Source organism: Roseateles sp. GW821-FHT02E12 (assembly GCF_059421665.1).
Window position 1 is genome coordinate 1304929 of the sequence record NZ_JBWKVK010000002.1, and the last position, 22776, is coordinate 1327704.

The 22776-nt window shown below is 67.6% G+C and carries 21 protein-coding genes and 1 pseudogene; 11 read left to right on the top strand and 11 right to left on the bottom strand.

Annotated elements, in window-relative coordinates; translation table 11 throughout:
- Positions 1-56 precede the first annotated feature (56 nt).
- The 6 genes from AC07V5_RS16760 to map are packed head-to-tail and all read left to right on the top strand — an operon-like array spanning position 57 to position 6366.
- The gene (locus AC07V5_RS16760; protein ID WP_495116810.1) at positions 57-1358 is read left to right on the top strand and encodes a hypothetical protein; all 1302 of its coding nucleotides are present in this window, start codon (positions 57-59) and stop codon (positions 1356-1358) included.
- Positions 1355-2035 (top strand): hypothetical protein, encoded by a 681-nt coding sequence (locus tag AC07V5_RS16765; protein WP_495116811.1) that lies wholly within the window; start codon positions 1355-1357, stop codon positions 2033-2035. Before AC07V5_RS16760 ends, AC07V5_RS16765 begins: the two co-directional genes overlap by 4 nt.
- Positions 2035-4851 carry an ATP-binding protein gene (locus AC07V5_RS16770; protein ID WP_495116812.1) on the top strand — a complete coding sequence of 939 codons (2817 nt, stop codon included), beginning with the start codon at positions 2035-2037 and terminating at the stop codon, positions 4849-4851. The genes AC07V5_RS16765 and AC07V5_RS16770 overlap by 1 nt, the downstream gene beginning before the upstream one ends.
- A complete protein-coding gene (locus AC07V5_RS16775) occupies positions 4844-5287 on the top strand; it encodes an acyl-CoA thioesterase (RefSeq protein ID WP_495116813.1) in 444 nt (147 codons plus the stop codon). The genes AC07V5_RS16770 and AC07V5_RS16775 overlap by 8 nt, the downstream gene beginning before the upstream one ends.
- A gap of 36 nt (positions 5288-5323) precedes the next feature.
- The gene (locus AC07V5_RS16780) at positions 5324-5572 is read left to right on the top strand and encodes a ParD-like family protein (RefSeq protein ID WP_495116814.1); all 249 of its coding nucleotides are present in this window, start codon (positions 5324-5326) and stop codon (positions 5570-5572) included.
- Positions 5569-6366 carry a type I methionyl aminopeptidase gene (map, locus tag AC07V5_RS16785; RefSeq protein ID WP_495116815.1) on the top strand — a complete coding sequence of 266 codons (798 nt, stop codon included), beginning with the start codon at positions 5569-5571 and terminating at the stop codon, positions 6364-6366. The genes AC07V5_RS16780 and map overlap by 4 nt, the downstream gene beginning before the upstream one ends.
- 108 nt (positions 6367-6474) lie before the next feature.
- Here map and AC07V5_RS16790 read toward each other — a convergent pair whose 3' ends face one another.
- The 3 genes from AC07V5_RS16790 to AC07V5_RS16800 all read right to left on the bottom strand — a co-directional run bounded on the left by AC07V5_RS16790 (position 6475) and on the right by AC07V5_RS16800 (position 8433).
- Positions 6475-6882 (bottom strand): DUF1801 domain-containing protein, encoded by a 408-nt coding sequence (locus AC07V5_RS16790; RefSeq protein ID WP_495116816.1) that lies wholly within the window; start codon positions 6880-6882, stop codon positions 6475-6477.
- A gap of 28 nt (positions 6883-6910) precedes the next feature.
- On the bottom strand, positions 6911-7660 hold the full coding sequence (locus tag AC07V5_RS16795; RefSeq protein WP_495116817.1) for an MgtC/SapB family protein: 750 nt from the start codon (positions 7658-7660) through the stop codon (positions 6911-6913).
- A 353-nt stretch (positions 7661-8013) separates the two neighbouring features.
- On the bottom strand, positions 8014-8433 hold the full coding sequence (locus AC07V5_RS16800) for a PilZ domain-containing protein (protein WP_495116818.1): 420 nt from the start codon (positions 8431-8433) through the stop codon (positions 8014-8016).
- Positions 8434-8596: 163 nt separating this feature from the next.
- On the opposite strand from AC07V5_RS16800, the gene AC07V5_RS16805 reads away from it, so the two are divergent.
- Positions 8597-10954 (top strand): putative bifunctional diguanylate cyclase/phosphodiesterase, encoded by a 2358-nt coding sequence (locus AC07V5_RS16805; RefSeq protein ID WP_495116819.1) that lies wholly within the window; start codon positions 8597-8599, stop codon positions 10952-10954.
- 137 nt (positions 10955-11091) lie between these two features.
- Here the strand turns inward: AC07V5_RS16805 and AC07V5_RS16810 are convergent, their stop codons facing one another.
- Both AC07V5_RS16810 and AC07V5_RS16815 read right to left on the bottom strand, forming a co-directional pair.
- Positions 11092-11439 carry an FKBP-type peptidyl-prolyl cis-trans isomerase gene (locus AC07V5_RS16810; RefSeq protein WP_495117080.1) on the bottom strand — a complete coding sequence of 116 codons (348 nt, stop codon included), beginning with the start codon at positions 11437-11439 and terminating at the stop codon, positions 11092-11094.
- Positions 11440-11469: 30 nt separating this feature from the next.
- A pseudogene (locus tag AC07V5_RS16815) lies at positions 11470-11814 on the bottom strand (FKBP-type peptidyl-prolyl cis-trans isomerase); the annotation flags it as partial.
- Positions 11815-12367: 553 nt separating this feature from the next.
- On the opposite strand from AC07V5_RS16815, the gene AC07V5_RS16820 reads away from it, so the two are divergent.
- On the top strand, positions 12368-13372 hold the full coding sequence (locus AC07V5_RS16820; protein WP_495116820.1) for a DUF4917 family protein: 1005 nt from the start codon (positions 12368-12370) through the stop codon (positions 13370-13372).
- A 487-nt stretch (positions 13373-13859) separates the two neighbouring features.
- A complete protein-coding gene (locus tag AC07V5_RS16825) occupies positions 13860-14261 on the top strand; it encodes a DUF1801 domain-containing protein (RefSeq protein WP_495117081.1) in 402 nt (133 codons plus the stop codon).
- Positions 14262-14321: 60 nt separating this feature from the next.
- Here the strand turns inward: AC07V5_RS16825 and gluQRS are convergent, their stop codons facing one another.
- Together gluQRS and AC07V5_RS16835 are read right to left on the bottom strand one after the other, a co-directional pair.
- Positions 14322-15218 (bottom strand): tRNA glutamyl-Q(34) synthetase GluQRS, encoded by an 897-nt coding sequence (gene gluQRS, locus AC07V5_RS16830; protein WP_495116821.1) that lies wholly within the window; start codon positions 15216-15218, stop codon positions 14322-14324.
- Positions 15219-15228: 10 nt separating this feature from the next.
- Entirely contained in the window at positions 15229-16197 is a 969-nt protein-coding gene (locus AC07V5_RS16835; RefSeq protein WP_495116822.1) for a LysR family transcriptional regulator, read from the bottom strand.
- Between the two features lie 100 nt (positions 16198-16297).
- Here AC07V5_RS16835 and AC07V5_RS16840 point away from each other — a divergent pair, with 100 nt between their 5' ends.
- Positions 16298-17023, top strand: coding sequence for a pirin family protein (locus AC07V5_RS16840; RefSeq protein WP_495116823.1), 726 nt, complete (start codon positions 16298-16300; stop codon positions 17021-17023).
- 35 nt (positions 17024-17058) lie between these two features.
- A complete protein-coding gene (locus AC07V5_RS16845) occupies positions 17059-17613 on the top strand; it encodes a flavodoxin family protein (RefSeq protein WP_495116824.1) in 555 nt (184 codons plus the stop codon).
- Here the strand turns inward: AC07V5_RS16845 and AC07V5_RS16850 are convergent.
- The 4 genes from AC07V5_RS16850 to AC07V5_RS16865 all read right to left on the bottom strand — a co-directional run bounded on the left by AC07V5_RS16850 (position 17610) and on the right by AC07V5_RS16865 (position 22736).
- The gene (locus tag AC07V5_RS16850; protein ID WP_495116825.1) at positions 17610-18803 is read right to left on the bottom strand and encodes a DUF1501 domain-containing protein; all 1194 of its coding nucleotides are present in this window, start codon (positions 18801-18803) and stop codon (positions 17610-17612) included. The two genes, AC07V5_RS16845 and AC07V5_RS16850, sit on opposite strands and share 4 nt — an antisense overlap.
- A 246-nt stretch (positions 18804-19049) precedes the next feature.
- Complete coding sequence (locus tag AC07V5_RS16855) at positions 19050-20567, bottom strand: DUF1800 domain-containing protein (RefSeq protein ID WP_495116826.1); 1518 nt, start codon at positions 20565-20567, stop codon at positions 19050-19052.
- A 113-nt stretch (positions 20568-20680) separates the two neighbouring features.
- Positions 20681-21685 (bottom strand): sulfate ABC transporter substrate-binding protein, encoded by a 1005-nt coding sequence (locus tag AC07V5_RS16860; RefSeq protein ID WP_495116827.1) that lies wholly within the window; start codon positions 21683-21685, stop codon positions 20681-20683.
- A 76-nt stretch (positions 21686-21761) separates the two neighbouring features.
- Positions 21762-22736, bottom strand: a complete 975-nt coding sequence (locus tag AC07V5_RS16865; protein ID WP_495116828.1) for a CysB family HTH-type transcriptional regulator — start codon at positions 22734-22736, stop codon at positions 21762-21764.
- Positions 22737-22776: the final 40 nt, after the last annotated feature.

Consider the following 22776-nt stretch of genomic DNA (forward strand, 5'->3'; position numbering starts at 1 on the left):
AACCATCCGACACCCCTAGGTTGGCGATTTCGGGGCGCGTCGATAATCCGCGCCCCATGCTGACCCTGCCCCCGGATACCGACGACGCGCTGCGCCCCGACCGCCTGGAAGACTACTTCCGCGACGGCGCCGCGCCGGCCGATGCGCTGCTGTGGTGGCAGCTCGAGCGCCAGGACGCGCTGCAAACGGCGCTGAGGGCGCTGTTCCAGGGGCCGGCGGGCCTGACCCGGCTGCGCCTCTGGGTGTTCTTCGAGCTGATGGCGCTGCGCGAGTCGCGCCTGACGCGCGAGGCGCTGAACCAGGCCTTCCATGTGCTGCGCGACGAAGCGCTGGACGGTGTGCTGAAACGCTTCCGCGAGGCCGACCTGCTGGCCTGGGACGCCACCGCGCAGACCTATGCCGTCACGCCGCTGGCCCAGCAACTCGTCGGCCTGCTGCAGCCGCTGACGCAGGAGCAGGCGCCCGACGGCGACCTGGCCTCGCTGCTCGCCGGCGTTGCCGGCGCCCACCAGCTCGGCACCTTGCAGCCGGCACAGTTGCAGCACTTGCTGGCCCAGCTTTCGCGCTTGTATGACGAGTTTGCCGACGCCATCGCCAGCGGCAGCGAGTTCGCGTTGCGCCGGGCTCGCCAGCGTTTCGAGCGCGCGCTGACGCTGGTGGACCGGGCCGGCGAGGCGCTGGGCGCCATCATTGCCCAGGCCGAAGCCGCTGGCGACGCCCGCCTGGAGCGCCTGGCCCGCGAGCTGGGCCTGGCGCAGGCGCGGCTGCTGGCGATGGCCAGCCAGTTCAACCGCGCACTGCAGCAGGCCGACCGCCAGCGCGTGACGCTGGGCTCCACCGGCATCACGACGACCGACGTGCGCCGCTGGCTGCAGAGCCAGGGTGACTTGGTGGGGCTCATCAGCGGTGCCTGGGAGCGACCGGTGCACCCCGTGCTGGTGTCCCAGCACGACCTCGTCGACACGGCCGAAGCCGAATTCGAACGCGACCGCCCCAAGCCGGCCGAGATCTCTGCGTTGCCGCAAGGCCAGGCTGCGCCGACGGGCGAGCTGGCCGTCATGCAACTGCCGCCCGACATGGACCAGATGCAGGCGCTGCTCACCGCCTGGGCCGCTGCGGGTGCGACGGAGCGCGACCTGGCGCCCGCCGTCCTGGGCGACAGCTACGCCCGCTCCGCCTACCGCGCCCAGTTGCTGCCGCTGCTGGGCGATGCACAAGCCCGCCACCTCAAGGGCGCCACCGGCGACATGGCCCGCCAGCCGTGGAGCGTGCGCTGGTCTGCCGAGCAAGGCCCCGTGGACGACGAGTTCGTCAAATGGATGAGCCACGGCGTCCTCACACCTGAATCTTCTTCATGAGCCAACCTCTCGACGATGCCGCACAACTGGCGGCGCAACTGCTGGCCCGGCGCTGGCTGCCGCGCAGCCACCCGCTGGTGCGCCGCGCGCTGATCGACACCGAGCTGTGGACCCTGCTGGGCCAACGCCTGGGTGCCGTCGGGCTGAAGGTGGTGGACAACGTGCACGCCGACCACATCGCCGTGGCGCTGGTGCGCCCCGCCGAAAGCGCTGTGTTCGGCGAGATGGGCCTGGCCGCCAACAACAACCTCGACCTGCCGCGCGACGGCGTGGCGCTGCTGGTGGTGCTGTGGTCGCTCATCGTGCTGCCCAAGCGCCAGCGCCAAGTGGCACGCAGCGACGCCATCCACGCCGGCCAGGGCGAGATGTTCGCCGCCGACAAGCCCATGCCCCAGGCTGCCAGCGTGGCGCCTCTGATCAGCTACCGCAGCCTGCTGGCCGACTTCGGCGACCAGCTCGGCAAGAAGCTGCGGCTGGACACCAACCTCAAGCTGCTGGAGCGCCACGGCTTCGTTACGCGCCGCGGCGAGGACATTGCCGAGGGGCCGCTGCTGGACCTGCTGATCGACTACGACCTGCTGGCGCCGCGCATCCTCGACGGCGCCCTGGGCGACGTGCTCACGCGCGCCGGCCACGCGCTGCCGCGTGAAGAAGAACAACAACATATCGACGACTGATGTTCCACCTGCAATCGCTCGAACTGCTGCACTGGGACTACTGCCAGCGCGTCACGCTGCCGCTCGACGGCGCCATCATCACGATCGCCGGCCCCAACGGCTCGGGCAAGACCACGCTGCTGGATGCCATGCGCACGCTGCTGGGCCTGGAGTGCTCGGGCGGCCGCACCTACAAGACCTACGCCCGCCACGCCAACGCCGAGACGGCCTGGCTGCGCGCGCTGGTGGACAACCGCCCGCGCTCGCGCCAGAACAGCAGCCGGCCGTTCGCGTCGTCGCTGCTGTATGCCGACCAGGTGACGCTGGCCTGCCGCATCGAGCGCCATGGCGGCGACTGGGTGCGCCGCTACGTCATCCTGGATGGCGTGCACGAGATCGAGCAGCTGGCCGAACGCGGCGACCGCGACTGGCTGGGCATCGAGGCGTGGAAGAAGCGGCTCGAAGCCGCCGGCCTCACGCGCGCCATCGGCCGCGTGCTGGCGCTGGAGCAGGGCCAGACCGACCGGCTGTGCGAGCTGAGCGCGAAGGAGCTGCTGCGCCTCGTGTTCGAGGTGTTTGGCGACCAGGAAGTGCTGGACCGCTACGAACAGGCGCGCAGCCACCAGCAGCACCTGGGCAAGGAAGTGGAGCAGGCCGGTGCCGAGCTGGCGCATACGCAGGCCCAGCTCAGCGACCTGGCCAACCGCGTCAACAGCCATCGCCAGTACCAGCTCAAGATCCAGGAGCGCGAGCGCCTGGCCACCGAGGTGCTGCCCGTGCTGCGCTGGAGCGAGGCGCGTGAGCGCATCACCCGCGACGCGCGCGAGCTGCACCGCCAGCGCCTGTTTGCATCGGGCGATGTGAAGGCGCTGACCGAGAAGCGCGCGGCACTGCACAGCCTGTTCACGGCGCAGGAAGTTGCCAAGGAACGGTTGAAGGCGCTGGACGGCGAGCGGCGTGAGGCCCGTGCCTCTTTCGACGCGGCTCGCGAGGCCGAGCGGCCCGCCGAGGCGCTGGTCAAGCGTGAGGACGAGTTGAAGGCGTTGGCCGACGTGGAGGCCGACGCCGCCGCGTTGACCGCGCGCATGCAGGAGCTGGCCGGCGAGCGCGAGCGCCTGCGCGCCGACTACACCCGTGCCAGCGACAAGGCTGCGCGGGCTCAGACCGCCTTGGGCGAGCTGAGCGGCAAGCGCCTGCCCCCGCCGCCGCCCGAAGTCGCGCCGATGAAGCGCGCGCTGGACGACGCCGGCATCGCCCACCACCTCGTGGCCGACAGCATCGACATCGCCGACGAGACCTGGCGCGCCGCCGCCGAAGGCCTGTTGCGCCCGTCGCGCTGGGTCGTGGTGCTGAAGCATCGCAGCGACGAGGGCCGCGCCTTCGACATCGCCGCCAAGCAGCGCTACCGCCACTACGTCGTCGCCGACACGCAGGCCGCAGTCCAGGCGCCGGCCGGTTCGCTGCTGGCAGCACTCAACGTCAGCGCGCCGCTGCCGACCTGGCTGGTGCGCCAGCTGGGCGGTATCCGCTGCGTCACGTCGACGGAAGAGGGCGCCAAGGCCGGCGGCGAATGGATCACGACTGACGCGTACTACCGCGACGGCCGTGGCGGCCGCAGCGTGTTCGTCGAGCCGCGTGACCACCAGTTCGGCGCGTCGGCAGTCGATTCACGCCGCGGCGCTTTGGAAGCTGAACTCGCCCGCTGGGACGGTGAACTGAGCCGCATTGCCAAGGCCCAGGCGGAAGTCGAACGCCAGTTCAAGGACGTGCAGCGCGCGGCCGTGGGCCACAAGGCGGCGCAGGAGCTTTCAGAGCGGTCGGACGAGTTCGCCGAGGCCCGTGCCCGCCTGCCGGTGCTGCGCCAGGCGCGCGCCGAAGCGTCCACGCGCATGAGCGCGCTCGACAGCGAACACGACCGCGTCGTGCGCGACTCCACGCGCAGCGAGCAGGCCTACGAAGGCGCGCAGATCGCGCTGCGCGATGGCGAGGGTTCCGCCGCCGGCCGCGTGCGCGAGCACGAAGCCAAGCGCGAGGCGCTGCGCAAATCCTCCAAGGAGAGCCGCACACAGAAGGCCCAGTTCCCCAAATCCTGGGTCACGTCCATCGCACTGGCCGCGCTGCGCGACGAGTTCGAGAACGCCCGCCAGGCCGAGATCCGCGCCCATCACGTGGACCAGGAACTGCAAGGCGGCCACTGGGAGGTGGACGCCAGCGTGGTGGACCGCCACGCGCGCATGTCCGCCCAGGTGCATGAGCAGGACACCCAGCTCAGCGACCGCCGCGCCAGCAACGAGCTGGCCCGCATCGCCGCCTTCAACGCCCGTGAGCGCTATATCGACGTGATGCGCGCCACCGTGCGTCGCTACAAGAAGAACGTGGCCGAGCTGGGCGAGCTGGCCGGCGTCACCGCCGAAGCCGTGCTGCCGCACCTGGACAACGACGACACCGTGCTCGCCCAGGCCGGCCTGCAGGTGAAGTTCAACTTCGACGGCAAGGGTGAGGTGGGCTTGAACGACGGTGAGGCTTCGGGCGGCCAGCAGGTGTTGAAGAGCCTGATCCTGCTGGTCGGCCTGATGAAGGACGACGAGACACCCGGTGGTTTCGTCTTCATCGACGAGCCTTTCGCCCACCTGGACGTGCGCAACATCCAGCTCGTCGGCCATTTCCTGCGCAGCACCCGCGCGCAATACCTGCTGACGACGCCCATCACGCACAACGTCGAGGTCTTCGAGCCCAGCGAGATCACGCTGGTGACGAGCAAGAAGCCGCGCGGCGAACGCTGGGCGCCGCCGATTGCCGTGCTGGCGCGCCGGCCCGAGACTTCCGCGTATGAGTGACTGGGACTACCCGTCGCCGTTCACGCTGGCGCTGACGCCTGCGCCGGAGCACATCGACGGGCTGGCCCATACCAACAACGCGGTCTACGTACAGTGGTGCGAGCAGGCCGGATGGGCGCATTCCGATGCGCTGGGGTTGTCGCTCGACGATTACCGCCGTCTGGACCGCGCGATGGCCATCCGCGAAGGCCACTACGACTACCTGCTGCCGTCTTTCGAGGGCGAGGCTTTGACGCTTGGCACCTGGCTGACGGCAAGCGACGGGCGGCTGACGATGGAGCGGCGCTTCCAACTGCGCCGGGCCGCTGATGGGGTCACCTTGCTGCGCGGGCGATGGGCCCTGGTGTGCATCGAGATCAGCAGCGGCAAGCCCAAGCGCATGCCGCCCGAGTTCCTGAGCGCCTACGAAGCGGTGGTGGTGCCCAAGCCTGAGTGATATACGTTTCGTATACGAAGCGTATATAGTCGTGGCATGGGAATCGTCAAAATATCCGATCCGATGCACGAGAGCCTGCGCGTTGCGAGCCAGGCCTTGTCGCGCTCCATCAATGCCCAGGCCGAGCACTGGATGCGCATCGGCATGTTGGCCGAACTGCATCCGCAGCTGAGCCACAGCGAGATCTGCCAGCTGCTGATCCGCGCTGAGCAGGAGGGCGGGCTGGACCTGGCGCGCCTGGCCGGCTGGGCTCAACAGCCCAAAGCCAAGGGAGCGCGGGCATGAAGAGCCTCAAGCTGCGCACGCCCGCCGAGGTGGCCAAGGCCCGCGAGGCCGGGCATCTGATCGCCGAGGTGCTGGCCATGCTCAAGCCGCACGTCGTGCCCGGCGTGACGACGGAGGAGCTGGACGACATCTGCCACGACTACATCGTGGGCACGCTGAAGTGCATTCCGTCCAACGTCGGCTATCACGGCTACCCCAAGACGGCCTGCATCTCGCCCAACCACGTCGTCTGCCATGGCATCCCGTCCAAGGACAAGCGGCTGAAGAAGGGCGACATCGTCAACGTGGACGTCACGCTGACCAAGGACGGCTGGTTCGGCGACAGCAGCCGCATGTTCATCGTCGGCGAGGCCAACGTGCTGGCGCGCCGGCTGGTGACGACGACCTACGAGGCCCTGCGCGCTGGCATCCGCCAGGTGCGCCCGGGTGCGACGTTGGGCGACGTGGGCCATGCCATCCAAAAGGTGGCGCACGCGGCCGGCTTCAGCGTCGTGCGGGAGTACGGCGGCCATGGCATCGGTGACGTCTATCACGACGATCCGCACGTCAACCACTTCGGCCGCCCCGGTGAGGGCCTGAAGCTGCAAGAGGGCATGATCTTCACGATCGAGCCCATGATCAACGCGGGCGCGGCCGGCATCCGCGAGCTGAACGATGGCTGGACGGTGGTGACGCGCGACAAGTCGCTGTCCGCCCAGTGGGAACACATGGTGACCGTGACGGCCGACGGCTTCGAGATCCTGACGCCGTGGCCGGACGGCCTCGGGGACTATCCGGCCATCGAAGGGGCCTGACCGCTTCGTCAGCCCACGAACTGCGTCAGCGCGAGCATGTCCAGCTTGGCGGGCAGGCCCAGCAGCTCTTGCGAGGGATCCCCGCGGGGCTGAGGCAACGTGCAGCCGTCAGGCGTTGGGTCGAGCGGATTCCTCGGCGCGCATTCGTGCCTTCACGTCTGCGTAGGCTGCATCGATCAGTGCCTGCAGGGCCGTCGAGTCCGCGGCCTGGCCCGGCCTGAGCTTGACGTGGCGCATGAACTTGCCCGTGCCCTCCAGCAGGCCCGCGGGGTCGGGCAGCTCGGCGCCGCAGAAGAAGCCGACGTTGACGTGGGCCTTGAAGGCGTTGACGTAGGCGAACGCCGCATCGCCCACGCAGGCGGTGGGCATGCCGTCGTGCAGCAGCTCCGTCACGTCCGCGCCGCAGCCGCGCAGCGCCGTGAACCATTGGCGGGCGATGGCGCCCAGCTCCACATCTCGGGCAACCAGCCAGGCCTCGACCGCCGCGTCTTGCCCGGCCGCGGTAGGGAAGCGCATCAACGCGCGCATCACGGGCCGATGAACCTCAGTTGCGCGCGTGCGTGACGCGGTAGCTGGCCAGGCCGGCCAGCTCGGGCAGCCGGCTCGCGAACCGCGACAGCGTCTGGCCCCGGTAGTTGCGCCGCGCGGTGCAGACGAAGCGCCACTCCTGCTGGTCGCCCACGCATTCGATGGCGACCGAGCCGGGCGCGAAGTCGTAGCCCAGCGTGGCAGCAAAGGCGACCAGTTCGGCCTGCTCGAAGCTGCGCCCCGGCTGGCCCTGGATCTGCACCGAGATGGCCGGGTGCGAGGGCAGGGCGGCCTCCAGCTTGGCGCCCCACATCATCAGCGAGGCGCACAGCAGCGTCAGCGTGATGGCCGCGAAATAGAAGCCCATGCCGAGCAGGATGCCGATGGCCGACGCCGCCCAGATGGACGCGGCCGTCGTCAGGCCTGAGATGTTCATGCCCTCGCGCATGATGACGCCGGCGCACAGGAAACCGATGCCGGTGACGACGCCTTGGATGACGCGGGTCGGGTCCATCAGCGGCGGCACGATGGCTGCCGCACTGCCGCCGAACCACTGGTGCGGCAGACCCAGCAGCACGATGACGGCGGTGGAGGCCATGCAGACAAGGGCATAGGTGCGCATGCCCGCCGCGCGGCCATGAAACGCGCGCTCGTAGCCGAGCACGAGGCCCAGCAGCCCGGCGCCGACGAGGTGCATCAGCACCAGCAGATTGGCCTGCCATTGAGACAGGGTCCAGTAGCGCAGCAACTGGTCGGGTTCGAGCATGAAGGGGCGTGGGTGAAGTGGCGCTTCACCGTAGCCGAGTTCGCGCCAACGCGCCAGCGGGGCGAGCCCGGCGCTAGGGCCTGTTAACGCTACGGCAGCAGGTCGCGAAGGTCCGCAGCCAGGGGCCAATCAAGGCGCAGCACGCTGCCCGCACTGATGTGCGGGCAAGTGGTGCAACGCCGAGTGGCCCCTGGCTGCGGACCTTCCCTTCGGGTTGTGGCGAGAAAGGCCGCGCGCGGCGTTGCAAATCCTCGCCGGGTGGCCAACCCGGCTGCGGTTTGCGCCTTGCTCGCGGCCTTTCTGGCCACAACGCGACCTGCTGCCGTAGTGTTAACAGGCCCTAGGCACCCCTGTCAGGCCAGGGCGGTCATGCGTTCGACGAGCACGCAACGCACCCACTGGCGCGCGGTGATCTGCGCCGTTTGCGCGAGCAGGAATTCCTCGGCCTGGGAGTTGGACGACTCGAACTCGAAGCCGCAGAGCTGCACGCTGCGGCTCAGCGGCCGGCTCCAGACGCGGCGCACGTCGGCGCTGAACAGCGGCACGCCCTCGTCCTCCCCGAGCAGCAGGCGCAGTTCGTAGTGCTGGGCGTCCAGCGCAGGGTCGGCCGCGGTGAGGATCTGCAGGCCGGCCCCGCTGAGGTTGACGACAACCCCGGCACGTGCCCCGGCCAGGCCCTCGGGCTTGATGACCCAGACCGGCAGCTGCTCATGCTCGTCGGGCACGAGGAAGAACTCGACGCGGGGGAAGCGGCGCTGGTCGGTGGTGGACATGGCGGTGGGCTCCATACAAGTAGCGGGCAGATGATGCAAACGGCACGCAGAAGACCAGCGTGGCATGACAACGTGGTGAAGTCGATCGTTACGATCCCCCAAACGGCAAAGCAGCCGGTTGGAAAACGCTTTCATGACGCGGGCTGAAGGGATTTGGGATCGTTTGCGGCGGACCTTCGAGCTTTACGCCGACGGTGATGCCGAGTCCTCCCGCATCCGTGGTGAGCATCTGGGCCAACTGGCGCGGCTCACCCCGGTGCTGATGGGCGCCAACCTGATCGCCGGTGGATTCGTCTGGCTGGCCGTGGGTCGCAAGGGTGGTTTCTGGCTGGTGGGCTGGCTGAGCCTGTTGTCGCTGCTGGCGGCCTTGAGCATTGCCGGCTGGTGGGCCAGGCGGCATCGCCCGGCCGGCCGGGTGTCCAGCAGGGGCTACGGGCGCGGCACCTGGCATGCCGCCCTGCTCGGGCTTTGCTGGGGGCTGGCGGCGGCCCTGTGGTTTGCGCCGGCCGCGCCGGCAGAGCGCGTGCTGATCGCGACGCTGGTGACCGGCATGCTCGGGGCTGGTGCCTTTGCGCTGGCCATGCTGCCCTGGGCCAGCCTGACCTACGCTTGGCTCATCGTGGCCGGCGCACTGGTGGCGCTGTGGCGGGCGGGCGACCCCATCTTCCTGGCGGTGGCCGTGCTGCTGCTGAGCTATGCGAGTGTGGTGTCGCTCGCGGCCATGGCGCTGGCGCGCCAATCCACCGCGCTACTCAGAGCACGCTTCACGCATGTGCGCCAACAGCAGGTGGTGTCGCTGTTGCTCAGGGATTTCGAGGAAAACGCCAGCGACGCGCTGTGGGAGACGGATGCCGCGGGCCACCTCGTGCACCGCTCGGCGCGGCTGGCCAGCCTGCTGGGTACGCCCGAAGACCGGCTCGGCGAGGTCAAGCTGCCGCAGTGGTTCGCCTCGCGCTCGAAGGACGCCGGGCCGCTGCTGGCGGCCTGGGCGCTAGGGCAGCCGTTTCGTGACGTGAAGCTGCAGCTGGGCCGGGGCGAGCAGGCACGCTGGTGGGCGCTGAGCGCCAAGCCCATCGCCGCGGCCGACGCAGCGGCTGGCGGTGGCGGCTGGCGCGGCGTCATCGCCGACATCACCGAGGCCCAGCGCTTCGAAAACCAGCTGCGCATGCAGGCCGAGCAGGATGCGCTGACGGGGCTGGCCAACCGGCGCAGCCTGATGAACGCCGCGCAGGCCGCGATGTCGCTGGGCCGGCCGGGCTGGCTGCTGTCCATCGACCTGGATCACTTCAAGGTCGTCAACGACAGCGCGGGGCATTCCACCGGCGACGAGGTGCTGCGCGTCGTCGCGGGGCGGCTGCTGGCGCTGGTGGAAGAGGGCGACATCGTCGGCCGGCTCGGTGGCGACGAGTTCGCGATGCTGCGCCTGGGCGCCTCGCCGTCGCGCGCCCCGCAGGCGATGGCTGCCCTCATCATCGACAAGCTCAGCGAGCCCATCGAGCTGGGCGCCAAACGCATGCACGTCGGCGCCAGCGTCGGCCTGGCGCGGCTGGACACGAGCATCGCCAACGTCGACGACCTGATGGTCAACGCCGACCTGGCCCTGTACGACGCCAAGCGCTCGGGCCGAGGGCGCAGCGTCGTCTATGCCAGCTCGCTGGGCGCCGCGAGCCGGCGCATGCACACGGTGGAGCAGGCGCTGCGAGAAGGCCTGGAGCGCGGCCAGTTCGAGCTGCACTTCCAGCCCAAGGTCGACTCCCACAGCCTGCTGGCCCTCGGTGTGGAGGCGCTGATGCGCTGGGAGCATCCGGAGCTGGGTTCGATCTCGCCCGGCGAATTCATTCCGGCCGCCGAGCGCTGCGGCCTCATCCATGAACTCGGGGTGCTCGCCCTGCGCCAGGCCTGCCTTGCGGCGCGCGACCTGCAGGGCCTGAGCGTGGCGGTGAACGTGTCGCCGCTGCAACTGATGGAGCCCGGTTTTGTGGACGGCGTGGCGCACATCCTCGAGCGTAGCGACATGGCGCCGTCGCTGCTGCACCTGGAAGTCACCGAGTCGCTGATGCTGGAAGACGCCCAGGCCGCGCTGCGCCGCCTGCATGCGTTGCGCGAGCTGGGCGTGCAGGTGGCGCTGGACGACTTCGGCACCGGCTTCTCGTCGCTGGCCTACCTGCGCGCCTTCCCCTTCCACACGCTGAAGATCGACCGCTCCTTCGTGCGTTCCCTCACCGAGCACGCCGACGCGCGCGCCATCGTCAACACCATCGTGCAGATGGCCCGCGTGCTGGGCATGCGCACGGTGGCCGAGGGCGTCGAGACCGAGCGCGAGCTGGCCGTCATCCGCGCCATCCGCTGCGACGAGGTGCAGGGCTACCTCGTTGCGCGGCCCATGCCGCTGCCCAAGCTCAAGGACTGGCTGGCCGGCCGCCCCGTCACGGGGCCGGTCGACGACGTCGACTCGCGCATCCTGCCGTGGCGGCTCACCCAGCTGGCGCCGCCGCACACGATGTTCGGCGGCGATCTTTAGGAAGCGCTGAGAGTTCTTCGGGCCGAGCGCCGGGCCGCCCCAAGCCGGCCCGTTGTGGCGATGTGCTTGCCGGTCAATCCGGCAAGCATCGCCGTCCCCGCGGGGGACCGTCCAAGGTATTCCTTGGACGAGGGGCTTCAAACCGCCAACAGATCCACTTCGAACAGCAGCGTCGCGTGCGGCGGAATGACGCCGCCGGCGCCGTGCGCGCCATAGCCCAGTTCGGGCGGAAGCACCAGCATGCGCGTGCCGCCCACCTTCATGCCCTGCACGCCCTCGTCCCAGCCGGCGATGACCTCGCCGCCGCCCAGGCGGAACTTGAAGGGCTGGCCGCGGTCCTTGCTGGAGTCAAACTTCTTGCCGCGCATGCCGTCCTTGTAGAGCCAGCCGGTGTAGTGCACCGACACGCGCTGGCCCTTGGCGGCTTCGGCGCCATCACCGACGACACGGTCCTCGAACTGCAGGCCGCTGGACGCCGTATGCAGGTTCAGCTCCACGGCCTCGGGGCCGCCGGCCAGACCGAGCAGCTCCACCTCGAAGCACAGCGTCGCGTTCGGCGGGATCACGCCGCCAGCGCCGCGCGCGCCATAGCCCATCTCGGCCGGGATGATCAGCGTGCGCTTGCCGCCGATCTTCATGCCCTGCACGCCTTCGTCCCAGCCGCGGATGACCATGCCGGCACCCAACTCGAACTCGAAGGGCTCGCGGCGGTCCAGACTGGAGTCGAACTTGGTCGTCTTGGCGCCGTCGACCCAGAGCCAGCCGGTGTAGTGGACGGTGACGTCCTGGCCGGCCTGGGCCTGCTCGCCGCCGCCTTCGACGGTGTCTTCAAACTGCAGGCCGCTGGGCGTGGTGTTCATGGGGAATCCTTTGGGGGTTTGGGAAAGGCGGGGATTGTCGCTGCGGCGCTTGGCTGCCGGTGTTCTTCACCCATCGGCCAGGCATGCGTTCGGCAGGCTAAGCGGTTCCATCTCTGGCCCACCCAACTCGGCGGGACGCCGCAGCCCGTGAAATCGGACGAAGGCCGTTACCCCGTACGCACAGATCTCCTCAGCACGTAGGCTGCGAGAACTGGAGACGTTCGCGCAACCGATCCAGCTTGCGGCTTGCTCGCACAGGCGGCAAATCGGCCGCTGAGGGCCTGAGCCTCAGGTTTCCCCGAGATGGCTGGTTCGACAACTGGACTGGCATCATGAGCCTCCCAGCGGCATCGCATCTGTTCGACAAGAACTTGTAACTGCGCGCCGCTTTTGCCGGAAATTTAATGCTGTACACCCGTACAGTCAACGGGAGGAAGTTGTTGATAAATCAATTGCTTGTATCCGCAAGTCAGCGCAGATCTAGGCGCAGCCTTCCTGCCTAGGCGGCGGCACCTGTCTCCACAGAACACGTTAGGCCTCAGAGGAATACATAGTGCCTGATCACCAACTTGATCCCCATTTATTGCCGTGGGAAGAGATTCACGGCGAAGCGTGGAAATCTCTTCTGCTAGGTAATGGATTCAGTATCAATATCTGGCAGAAGTTTGGGTACACGAGCTTATTTGATGTGGCCAAGAGTGCGGACATTGAGACGTCGCTTGATGCAAACAGCATTGCCCTTTTTACAAAACTCGGCTCCAGCAACTTCGAGGACGTGCTGCGAGTGCTTTATCACGCACGCCTCGTGGATGAGCAACTGGGGTCACCGCAACAGGCTTCCATTGAGGCCCTCTACAACAACACGAAGAATGCGCTTGGCGCTGCAGTCAATTTCTCTCATGTCCCTCATGGATTTGGGGGATTGCCGGCGATAAATTCTGCTCTGCGTGGTTTTGGAAATGTATTTACCACAAACTATGACTTGATTCCCTACTGGGCAATCATGCATGACGAAATTTGGCGCTTCAAGGACCTGTTTTGGGGTGCCGAAAATACGTTTGATCCTGGCAATACGGCGGTCAACGCAGATCGATGCGTGATCTCCTATTTGCACGGCGCAATTCATTTGGTTGAGTTGCCTAACGGGAAAACGAAAAAATTGGTCGCAAATGCCGCCAATTCTCTTTCTGAGCTTTTCGATTTGGCACATCCAGAATATTTTCCGCTTTTTATATCTGAAGGCTCATCCGAGAGGAAGTTAAGCCGAATCAAGCGGAATGACTATTTAAGGTTCACCTTCGAAAAATTCCAATCGATGGGTGGCAACCTTGTTGTACTGGGGCATTCACTGCACAAGGACTACGACCAACATCTGATAGATGCGCTACGAGATGGCGATCTGAGCTCAATTGCCATTGGGGTTTGGCCGCATCAGAGCCCGGAGCAAATTCTTCTTTTCAAATCTCGCATCCTCACGGACATAACGGACAAGAAGGTTTACTTCTTTGACAGCACGACCCATCCACTAGGTAGCGTGGAACTGCGGCATGAGGCCTAACCGGTCGCTCGACCCGACGTCCCTTGGCAAGCCTCGGACTGCGGGTCAGCTTCAACGTTAGGCCCATGGGCAATTTTTCTACTTCACTTGCGCAGTTCCGGTTTTGGAACCGCGTCGGCGTTGTCGCGACATGCAGCCTTCCAGTGTGGCTCGCGGCGGTGCACTTCGCTAGAGGCGTGCCGTCCTTGGCTTGGCTCGCTGCCGCTGCATTCGTCGTGGCTCTTGCGTTGATTGCGGTTTCGTATGTTCGGATCAGAATGTTTCGCTGTCCTCGATGCCACAAGCGCTTCACGGCCAAGCATCTGTTCGGCACAAACAGCAATGGTCGTCGGTGCGTTCACTGCGGATTAGAGGCATACGCACATGCACGCGCCTAACCCGGTACTCCAGAGGATGGCTTCGCCGCTCGCTGAGCTAGCAAGCCAACCTCGCGCCAGCGACCTTTGCGGGCCGTGAACGAGCAGCCACGAGGGACGACACCTTGAAGATGATCCTCACCCCAGCAAAGACTCCGAACGAGTACTTCGCCTATCTCACCGAATGGCAGGGCGACTACGCCAGGGCGCTGCGCCTGGCAGTGCAGGGCGTAGATCCGACGTTGGAAGAGCGGCTGAAGTGGGGCCATGCCGTGTACTTCGCGAACGGCCCGGTGCTGCTGATTCGAGCGGAGCCGGCCCGCGTGCTGTTCACGTTCTGGAGAGGGAAGCGCTTGCGCCACATCGAACCGCGGCTCAAGCCAGGCGGGAAGTACGAGATGGCCACCTTGGAGTTGAGGCCGGAAACGCCGTTGCTGCGGGAAACCGTCGTCAAACTGGTGGAGGAAGCGGCAGCGCTCAATCGCACGGTTGGCGATCCAACCCTGCTTGCGGCGTCCGATGTTGGACGTTGAGCCAGCCCCACTTCACCCACGGATGACGCCTCGGATCGCCTCCTGCGGCTGTGGCCAGCTTCAGGCCGGCGGCCAAGCCTTTGCCAGGGCCTGCCATTGAGGCACCAGCTCGGCCAGCGTCTCGCCGGCGCTCTCAGGCCCATGCACCTGCGGATGCAAGCCCAGCCTCGTTGCTGCCTCGCGCAACCGCGCCGGCGGGTCGCTCAGGTCGAGCGCCGCGGCGCCGTTCTGCTTGGAGAGCTTGTGCCCGTCTTGCGCCAGCACCAGCGGCGTATGCAGGTAGCGTGGCGTGGGCAGGTCTAAACAGCGTTGCAGCGCGATCTGGCGCGCCGTGTTGTCGGTCAGGTCTTCGCCGCGCACGACGTCGGTGATGCCTTGGCTCGCGTCGTCCACGACGACGGCCAGTTGGTAGGCCCACAGGCCATCGGCACGCCGCAGGACGAAGTCACCCACCTCGCGCGCCAGGTCTTGCCGTTGCGGGCCGAGGCGCCGGTCCTGCCAGTCGACCGAGCCCTCGGCGCTGAATCGCCAGGCCCGCACCGGCCGGCCTTGCGTGCCGTCTCGGTCGGGTCTGCAGGTGCCCGGGTAAATCAGCTCGCCATGCTTGGGCCGTGGGCCGAAGCGCCGTTCGTAGGCCTCGGCGATTTCGGCGCGGGTGCAGGCGCAGCCGTAGGCGTGGCCCGATGCGATCAGCCCATCCAGCGCGGTTTGGTAGAGAGCGCTGCGGCGCGACTGCCAGACGGGCGGCTCGTCGGCGTGCAGGCCCAGCGCGGCGAGCTGGCCGAGGATGACGTCGTCCATGCCGGGCGGGCAGCGCGGGCCGTCGACGTCTTCGATGCGCACCAGCCACTGGCCGCCGTGGGCGCGCGCGTCCAGCCAACTGGCCAGCGCCGCCACCAGCGAGCCGGCATGCAGCGGGCCGGTGGGTGAGGGGGCGAATCTGCCGCGGTAGCTCATCGTGCCGAGGCTAGAGCAGCAGGCCTTCGTGCTGCTCCAGCAGCGCCTTGCGCGTGGTGTCGCTGCGCAGCCGGTCCAGCCACCAGGCCAGGGCCTTGCCGGGCGCGTGGCCGGTGTCGCGCCAGGCGTAGTGCATGACGCCCGCGCGCCGGCCTTCGTAGGTGGCCTTGCGCACCAGTCGCCCGGCGTCCAGGTGGCGGCGCACCATGCTGACCGGCAGCGAGCCGCAGCCCAGGCCGCGCATCATGGCCTCGAGCTTGGTGGCGAGCGACGGCATGGTCAGCACGTCCTGCCCTGGCAGCAGGCCAATGGTGATGGGCGCCAGCAGCCGGGCGCTGTCGGCCACGGCAATGATGCGGTGCTCGGCGATCTGCGCGGCCGTCAGCGGCTCGGGCAGGGCGGCCAGCGGGTGGTGCGGCGCGATGCAGAAGGCGAACTCCAGTTCACCGGCAGCTTCGCAATGGATGTTGCTGCTGACGGTCTGGGCAGGCACGCCGAGCGCCAGGTCGGCCTGGCCGTGCAGCAGGGCTTCCCAGGTGCCGGCCAGCACTTCCACGCGCAGCTTCAGCCGCGTCGGCGGCGGGCTGCCGTCATCGCAACGCTCGGCGTAGAAGGCTTCCATCAGGTCGAACACGGCGCGGCGGGCCACGGCGTCGTCCATGACCAGGGTGAGCTCGCTCTCCCAGCCGGTGGCGATGCGGCGCACGCGGTTGGCCACGGCGTCCAGCTCCTGCAGCAGGCGCCGGCCCTCCACCAGCAGCTCCTGGCCGGCCGCAGTCAGCACGGCCTGGCGGGAGCTGCGGTCGAAGAGCAGCACATCGAGCGCGTCTTCGAGCTGGCGCACCGAGTAGGTCAGCGCCGACGGCACGCGCCCCATCTCGCGGGCGGCAGCGGCAAAGCTGCCGGTGCGGGCGATGGTGTCCATCATGGACAGGGCTTCGGGGGTCAGCGCGCGGCGCTTGTCTTGCGGGTTCGACATCCGTTCAGTCTATTTGAATGGTGTCCTCAGAGCGGCTTGTCGATGGCGGTAACCCCGGCTCCTACATTGACTCCATCGCAAGCAAACCAAGGAGCCCAGCATGACCATCCAACTCATTAAGTCCAGTGATCGTGGCTACGCCGACCACGGCTGGCTGAAGTCCTTCCACAGCTTCTCGTTCGCCGACTACTACGACCCGGCACGCATGGGCTTTGGTGCCCTGCGCGTCATCAACGAGGACAAGGTTGCCGCCGGCAAGGGCTTCGGCACGCACGGCCACCGCGACATGGAGATCATCAGCTACGTGCTCTCGGGCGAACTGGCGCACAAGGACAGCATGGGCAATGGCGAGGTCGGCGGTGCCAACGCCGGCGTCATCCGCCCGGGCGACGTGCAGCGCATGAGCGCGGGCACCGGCGTGCAGCACAGCGAGTTCAACCACGCCAAGGACCAGACGACGCACTTCCTGCAGATCTGGATCCAGCCCGACCAGCGCGGCATTGCGCCAAGCTACGAGCAGAAGCACTTCGACGCCGATTCCAAGCGCGGCAAGCTGCGCCTGGTGGCGGCGAACGATGGTGCCGAGGGCTCGGTGACCATCCATGCCGATGCGCGGCTGTACGCCGGTCTGTTCGACGGCAATGAGGCCGCTGAGCTGGACGTGGCACCAGGCCGGCTGGTGTATGTGCATCTCGTGCGTGGCGCGCTTACCGCAAACGGGCAAGACCTGACGGCGGGTGATGCCTTGCAAGTTCGACAAACATCGCGCCTCGCTTTGACGGCGGGTCGCGACGCCGAAGTCCTCGTCTTCGACCTGGCAGCCTGAGTTCTCCCCACCCCCACCCACAGAGGAAATCCTCCATGAGCAAGATCGTTGTCGTCTATCACTCCGGCTACGGCCACACCAAGCGCATCGCCGAGACCGTGGCCGAGAGCGCCAGCGCGCAGCTCATCGCCGTCGATGCCGAGGGCAATGTGAAGGACTCGGACTGGGAGGCGCTGGCCGCGGCCGACGCCATCATCTTCGGCAGCCCGACCTACATGGGCACCGTGAGCTGGCAGTTCAAGAAGTTCGCGGATGCCTCCAGCAAGGTCTGGTTCACCCAGGGCTGGAAGGACAAGCTGGCCGCCGGCTTCACGAACAGCGCATCGATGAACGGCGACAAGCTGTCCACGCTGCACTACCTGTTCACGCTGAGCCAGCAGCACTCCATGCTGTGGGCCGGCACGGGTGTGATGCCGTCGAACAAGAAGAGCTCGACGCGTGACGACATCAACTACGTTGCATCGTTCAGCGGCCTGATGACGACGTCGCCGAGCGACGCGTCGCCCGACGAGATGGTGGCTGGCGACTTCGCCACCGCCAAGGTCTTCGGCGAGCGCATCAAGGCTGTGGCTGACCGCCTGACGCGCTAAATCAACGCCATATCGCGCGCGCTGGCCCCCGGGAACACCGTGGCCAGCTGCGTGTCGTTCAGGCCGTACATGCGCTTGAACAGGCCGCCGAGCAGCGCGCGGTATTCGTTGAGCACCGGGTAGTCGCGGTTCTGGAACAAGGTGGACGCATTGACCGCGACCTGCTCGCCCGCAATGCGCCCACCCTTCACGCCACCGCCCAGCACCCAGTAGGCGCTGCCGTGGCCGTGGTCGGTGCCGCGGTTGCCGTTCTCGCGGAAGGTGCGGCCGAACTCGCTCACCACGACGACGACGGTGTTGCTCCACTGCGGCCCCATCTCGTCGGCAAACAGCGCCAGGCCCTTGCCCAGCTCGCCCAGGCGGTTGGCCAGTTGGCCGGTGGCGCCGCCTTCCCCCACGTGCGTGTCCCAACCGCCCACGTCGATGAAGCCCAGCGTGACGCGCTCGCGCATCAGGCGGGCGATGCGCCGCGCCTCCAGCGCAAAGCCCTTGGCGGCGATGGCGCCGCGGCTGGCAGCTTCCATCTCGCCGGCCATCTCGCGCGACACCTCCTCGCGCACCTCGAAGCCCCCGCTGACCGTGCTGGCCAGCCGGGTGTTGGCATACATGCCGGCAATCGCCTGCGCCTGAGCGGCGTTGATGGCTGGCTTGCCAAGGTCGCGCAGAGCCTGGTTGGCCACGGGCAGCTGGCCGCGCAGGATCAGCGGCACCTGGTCGGTGAAGGCCATGGCCTCCAGCCGCGAGCCCGCGCCCAGCACGCCCGCCAACCGGTTCATGAAGCCGCTGCGGAAGTCGCGGCTTCCTTCATCCGCCTGGCCCAGCTCGATGTGGTCCTGCGTCTCGAAGTGGCTGCGCGACACGTCGTTGGTGCCGGCAAACGGCACGAACGCGGCCTGGCCCTTGAGCCACAGCGGGTGGATGCTGTCGGCCACCGCGGGCGCCAGGCCCCAGTCGGCATCCAGCGGCAGCGCGGCCGTCTTGGCGATGGCGATGTTGGGCCGGGCCTCGTAGTAGAAGCTCGACGACGTGGGCACCAGCAGGTTGGCCGCGTCGTAGGCGCCGCGCAGGAAGACGACGAGCAGGCGTGGCGCGGATGTCGAAGTAGAGGGCGATGCCGCCCAAAGCTGCGTTGGCAGTGCGGCCGTGCCGAGGCCAGCGAGGCCGAGTTGGAGCAGTAGACGTCGGTCCATGTCGTCACCCTAAGCGCGGCAGTGGAGCGTGCCCGAGCGGGCCGCAATCGGGCGGTCTGGCAAGGCGCGAAGCGCAGCGATGGGGGTTCCCATCGCGAGCATTTGCAACGCCGCCAGGGCGCTCGAGTGCGGGCCGAGCGGGCGCGCAGCGTTCATGGCTGAAGGGGATGGGTTGTCGTGGGTCTTGGTAGTGGCATGCATGACGGGCTCCAGCGGATGGTGAGCGGTCGACTGTCGGGCTTAGGGTTATCTGTGCATGAAGTCGGGGGAGGCCAGCAGGTAGGTGTTCCATTCCTGTGGCGAGGTGGCTGCGCTGAGCGCCTGCTGCGTGGCTGCGGCCAGGCGTGGCGCAATGCCGTCGTAGTACAGCGGGTGGGCAATCTGCGGAAAGGCCGGCCGGTCCTTGGCCTCGCCCTCGACCTTGAAGAGCCCCGCGCTGCCGCTGCCGATGGCGCGGGCGATCTCGAAGCGCGTCGTCATCTGGCCCGGCCCCGCCCAGGCGCTTTCATCCAGCGCGTAGCCGTCGGGCGTCTGTCGGTTGTAGGGGGCCTGCCCCAGGCGGTAGAGCCAGCCGAGCATGGGGCCGGTGTTCAGCACCACCTTGTCGGCATAGGCCAGGCGTACGGCGGAGACGACGTAATGCGTCGGGTCCTTGAACTTGCGGCCGAGCGACGCTTCGAACTCGGGCGAGCCGATCATGGCGCGCAGCACCTCGGAGATGCGCCCGTCGCTCTGCTGCCAGCGTTCGGCCATGCGTTCAACGAGGGCCGGTGGCGGTTCGTCGGCGACGTAGTACTGGGCCAGCTTGCGCGACACGAAGCGGGCCGTGCTCGGGTGCTTGGCCAGCAGGTCCAGCACCTGGTTCAGCTCGGCCTCGCCCTGGCCCTTCACGGTGATGCCCAGCAACTGCTTGTCGCCGAAGTCGTGCCGCGCGGGGTTGAATTCCATCAGCCCGTCGCGGCGGTACTGGGCTTCCTGCGCAGGCTTGAGCTTCGGCTTCACGTCGGTTGCGTTCACGCCCAACCCGGTCAGTACGCGGGCCAGCTCCTGCACGTCCTTCTGGCTGTAGCCACCGCCCACGCCCAGCGTGTGCAGCTCCAGCAGCTCACGGGCGTAGTTCTCGTTGATGCGGTTGGCGGCGTTCTGCTCGTTGTCGAGGTAGCGCAGCATGGCCGGGTGGTGCGCCGTGTAGCCGAGCAGTTCGCGAAAAGATCCGAGCGAGCGCTCGCGCAGCCCCTGCTCGTAGTCGCCCACCATGACGCGCAGGTTGTTCTTGTACTGGTGGACGTTGAAGTGGTTGAACCAGAACCAGGTCAGCTGCTCCTGCACCTGGTTGGGCGAGTACAGCGCGTTCAGCAACTGCCGGGCCGAGGCCTCGCGGGCCAGCTTGGTCAGCGCCTGCTGGTAGTTCTTCTGTGCTTCGGCCTTGGCGGCGTCGTCGGTCAGCGCGTCGGCGGCCTTGCGCTGGGTTTCCATGCGCTGCACCAACGGCAGCAGCGGTTCACGGATGGACAGCACCTGGATCTGGGCCTGTGCGGCCTCGGGCAGTGCTGCCGGGGTGGGGGGCTGGAGCTGGGCGTCCAGCCAGGCGGCGCGGCCTTGGCGGCGCACGGCTGCGAGGTCGGCACTGCTGGCGCCCCAGGTGAGACGGTCCAGCCAAAGGGTGTCCTGGGCCGCGGGGTGCGCCGGGGCCACCGAGCTTGGGGCGGCGGCGCAGCCGATGAGGCCCAGGACGAATGCGGTGCTGAAAGCGAGGTTTCTCATGGCGGCCTCATGATGAGGCCGCCCAACGCTGGCTGTCGAGGCCGGGTTGACCGGCGCAACAAGACTTCACAACTCGGCGTGGCAGGGCGCCACGCTGGGTGAGTTCTGAGGGCTTACTTCGAACCCGGGGCGTAGATCTGGTCGAACACGCCGCCGTCGTCGAAGTGGGCCTTCTGGGCCTGGCGCCAGCTGCCGAAGTACTCGTCGAGGGTGAAGAGCTTGACCGGGCCGAACTGCTTGGCGTACTTGGCCGCAACCTTGGCGTCACGTGGGCGGTAGTAGTTCTTGGCCGCGATCTCCTGGCCTTCGGGGCTGTAGAGATAGTTCAGATAGGCCTCGGCCTGCTTGCGCGTGCCGCGCTTGTCCACCACCTTGTCGACGATGGCGACCGGCGGCTCGGCCAGGATGGACACGCTGGGTGTGACGATCTCGAACTTGTCCGGGCCGAGTTCCTTGACGGCCAGATAGGCCTCGTTTTCCCAGGCGATCAGCACGTCGCCGATGCCGCGTTCAACGAAGGTCGTCGTGGAGCCACGGGCGCCCGAGTCCAGCACCTTGGTGTTGGCGTAGATGCGCTTGACGAAGTCCTGGGCCGAAGCCGGCGTGCCGCCGTTCTTCAGTGCATAACCCCAGGCGGCCAGGTAGTTCCAGCGCGCACCGCCGCTGGTCTTGGGGTTGGGCGTGATGACCTCGACGCCACTGCGGGCCAGGTCGGGCCAGTTGCTGATCTTTTTCGGGTTGCCCTTGCGCACCAGGAACACGATGGTCGACGTGTAGGGGCTGGCGTTGTTGGGCAGCTTCTTCTGCCAGTCCAGCGGCAGCAGCTTGTGGTCAGCCACGGCGTCGATGTCATAGGCCAGGGCGAGCGTCACGACATCGGCTTCCAGGCCGTCGATGACGGCGCGGGCCTGCTTGCCGGAGCCACCGTGGGAGGCCTTGATGCTGACGGTCTCGCCCGTCTTGGCCTTCCACTGCGCCGCGAAGGCCTTGTTGAAGTCCTGGTAGAGCTCGCGCGTCGGGTCGTAGGAGACGTTGAGCAGCGAGGTGTCGGCCAAGACGGGGAGGGCGGCGCCAGTGGCGGCGATGGCGAGGGCGAGGGTGGTGAGGAGGCGGCGCATGGGGTTTGAGTTAGGGGTGAAGCGGTTCACTCTAGGGATGAGGGGCGAGGTGGGCAAAGAAGAACTTGTCGCAAGCTCATGCAGCTTTCGACCACGCAAGCACAGGCTCGCGGGTGGAGTCCTGCACGGCCGGCAGCTCGTGGCGGGCGGCGTCTACCACCTCGCGCTTGAGCGGCGAGGCGAAGGTCTGGATGAACTCGTACACGTAGTCGCGCAGGTAGGCGCTGCGCCGGACGGCGAGGCGGGTCATGTTGTCTTCGAACAGGTGGCGTGCGTCGATGGCGCGCAGATGGCGGTCGCGCTCCTCGTCGAAGGCGATGGCCGCGACGATGCCCACGCCCAGGCCCAGCTCCACGTAGGTCTTGATGACGTCCGCGTCCATGGCGCTGAGCACGATGTGGGGCGTCAACTGCGCCGCGGCGAAGGCGTCGTCGATGTGGGATCGGCCGGTGTAGCCGAGCTCGTAGGTGACGATGGGGAACTGCGTCACGCGGGCCAGCGTCAGCGGGCCATCCAGCAAGGGGTGGCCGGGCGGCACGACGACCGAGTGCGTCCAGCGGTAGCAGGGCAGGGCGACGAGCTCGGGGTATTGCGCCAGTGCTTCGGTCGCGATGCCGACATCGGCCTCGCCGTCGAGCAGCAGGCGGGCGATCTGCTGGGGCGAGCCCTGCTGCAGATGCAGGCTCACGTCGGGATGATGTGCGCGGAAGTCCCGCACGGCGGGTGGCAGCGCATAACGTGCCTGGCTGTGCGTGGCGGCGATGCGCAGGCGCCCGCTGCCGGCCTGGGCAAAGTCGTCGGCTGCGCGCTTGAGGTTCTCGGCCTCCTGCAGCAGTCGCTCGATGACGGGCAGCACCTGCTCGCCCGGCTCGGTCAGGCCGGTGAGGCGCTTGCCGATGCGCACGAAGAGCTCGATGCCCAGCTCATCTTCCAGTTCGCGGATCTGGCGGCTGACGCCGGGCTGCGAGGTGTGCAGGGCCTGAGCGACTTCGGTCAGGTTGAAGCCGCGGCGCTGGGCCTCACGGACGGAACGGAGTTGCTGGAAGTTCATGCGGGGCGATTCTGCGAACTACCGCCTCGCTTGTCGTCGA

What these genes read in the sequence shown, in the direction of transcription:
- AC07V5_RS16760 (WP_495116810.1), top strand. Translation starts at nt 57, where the DNA reads ATGCTGACCCTGCCCCCGGATACCGACGACGCGCTGCGCCCCGACCGC.
- AC07V5_RS16765 (WP_495116811.1), top strand. Translation starts at nt 1,355, where the DNA reads ATGAGCCAACCTCTCGACGATGCCGCACAACTGGCGGCGCAACTGCTG.
- AC07V5_RS16770 (WP_495116812.1), top strand. Translation starts at nt 2,035, where the DNA reads ATGTTCCACCTGCAATCGCTCGAACTGCTGCACTGGGACTACTGCCAG.
- AC07V5_RS16775 (WP_495116813.1), top strand. Translation starts at nt 4,844, where the DNA reads ATGAGTGACTGGGACTACCCGTCGCCGTTCACGCTGGCGCTGACGCCT.
- AC07V5_RS16780 (WP_495116814.1), top strand. Translation starts at nt 5,324, where the DNA reads ATGGGAATCGTCAAAATATCCGATCCGATGCACGAGAGCCTGCGCGTT.
- map (WP_495116815.1), top strand. Translation starts at nt 5,569, where the DNA reads ATGAAGAGCCTCAAGCTGCGCACGCCCGCCGAGGTGGCCAAGGCCCGC.
- AC07V5_RS16790 (WP_495116816.1), bottom strand. Translation starts at nt 6,882, where the DNA reads ATGCGCTTCCCTACCGCGGCCGGGCAAGACGCGGCGGTCGAGGCCTGG.
- AC07V5_RS16795 (WP_495116817.1), bottom strand. Translation starts at nt 7,660, where the DNA reads ATGCTCGAACCCGACCAGTTGCTGCGCTACTGGACCCTGTCTCAATGG.
- AC07V5_RS16800 (WP_495116818.1), bottom strand. Translation starts at nt 8,433, where the DNA reads ATGTCCACCACCGACCAGCGCCGCTTCCCCCGCGTCGAGTTCTTCCTC.
- AC07V5_RS16825 (WP_495117081.1), top strand. Translation starts at nt 13,860, where the DNA reads ATGATCCTCACCCCAGCAAAGACTCCGAACGAGTACTTCGCCTATCTC.
- gluQRS (WP_495116821.1), bottom strand. Translation starts at nt 15,218, where the DNA reads ATGAGCTACCGCGGCAGATTCGCCCCCTCACCCACCGGCCCGCTGCAT.
- AC07V5_RS16835 (WP_495116822.1), bottom strand. Translation starts at nt 16,197, where the DNA reads ATGTCGAACCCGCAAGACAAGCGCCGCGCGCTGACCCCCGAAGCCCTG.
- AC07V5_RS16840 (WP_495116823.1), top strand. Translation starts at nt 16,298, where the DNA reads ATGACCATCCAACTCATTAAGTCCAGTGATCGTGGCTACGCCGACCAC.
- AC07V5_RS16845 (WP_495116824.1), top strand. Translation starts at nt 17,059, where the DNA reads ATGAGCAAGATCGTTGTCGTCTATCACTCCGGCTACGGCCACACCAAG.
- AC07V5_RS16850 (WP_495116825.1), bottom strand. Translation starts at nt 18,803, where the DNA reads ATGGACCGACGTCTACTGCTCCAACTCGGCCTCGCTGGCCTCGGCACG.
- AC07V5_RS16855 (WP_495116826.1), bottom strand. Translation starts at nt 20,567, where the DNA reads ATGAGAAACCTCGCTTTCAGCACCGCATTCGTCCTGGGCCTCATCGGC.
- AC07V5_RS16860 (WP_495116827.1), bottom strand. Translation starts at nt 21,685, where the DNA reads ATGCGCCGCCTCCTCACCACCCTCGCCCTCGCCATCGCCGCCACTGGC.
- AC07V5_RS16865 (WP_495116828.1), bottom strand. Translation starts at nt 22,736, where the DNA reads ATGAACTTCCAGCAACTCCGTTCCGTCCGTGAGGCCCAGCGCCGCGGC.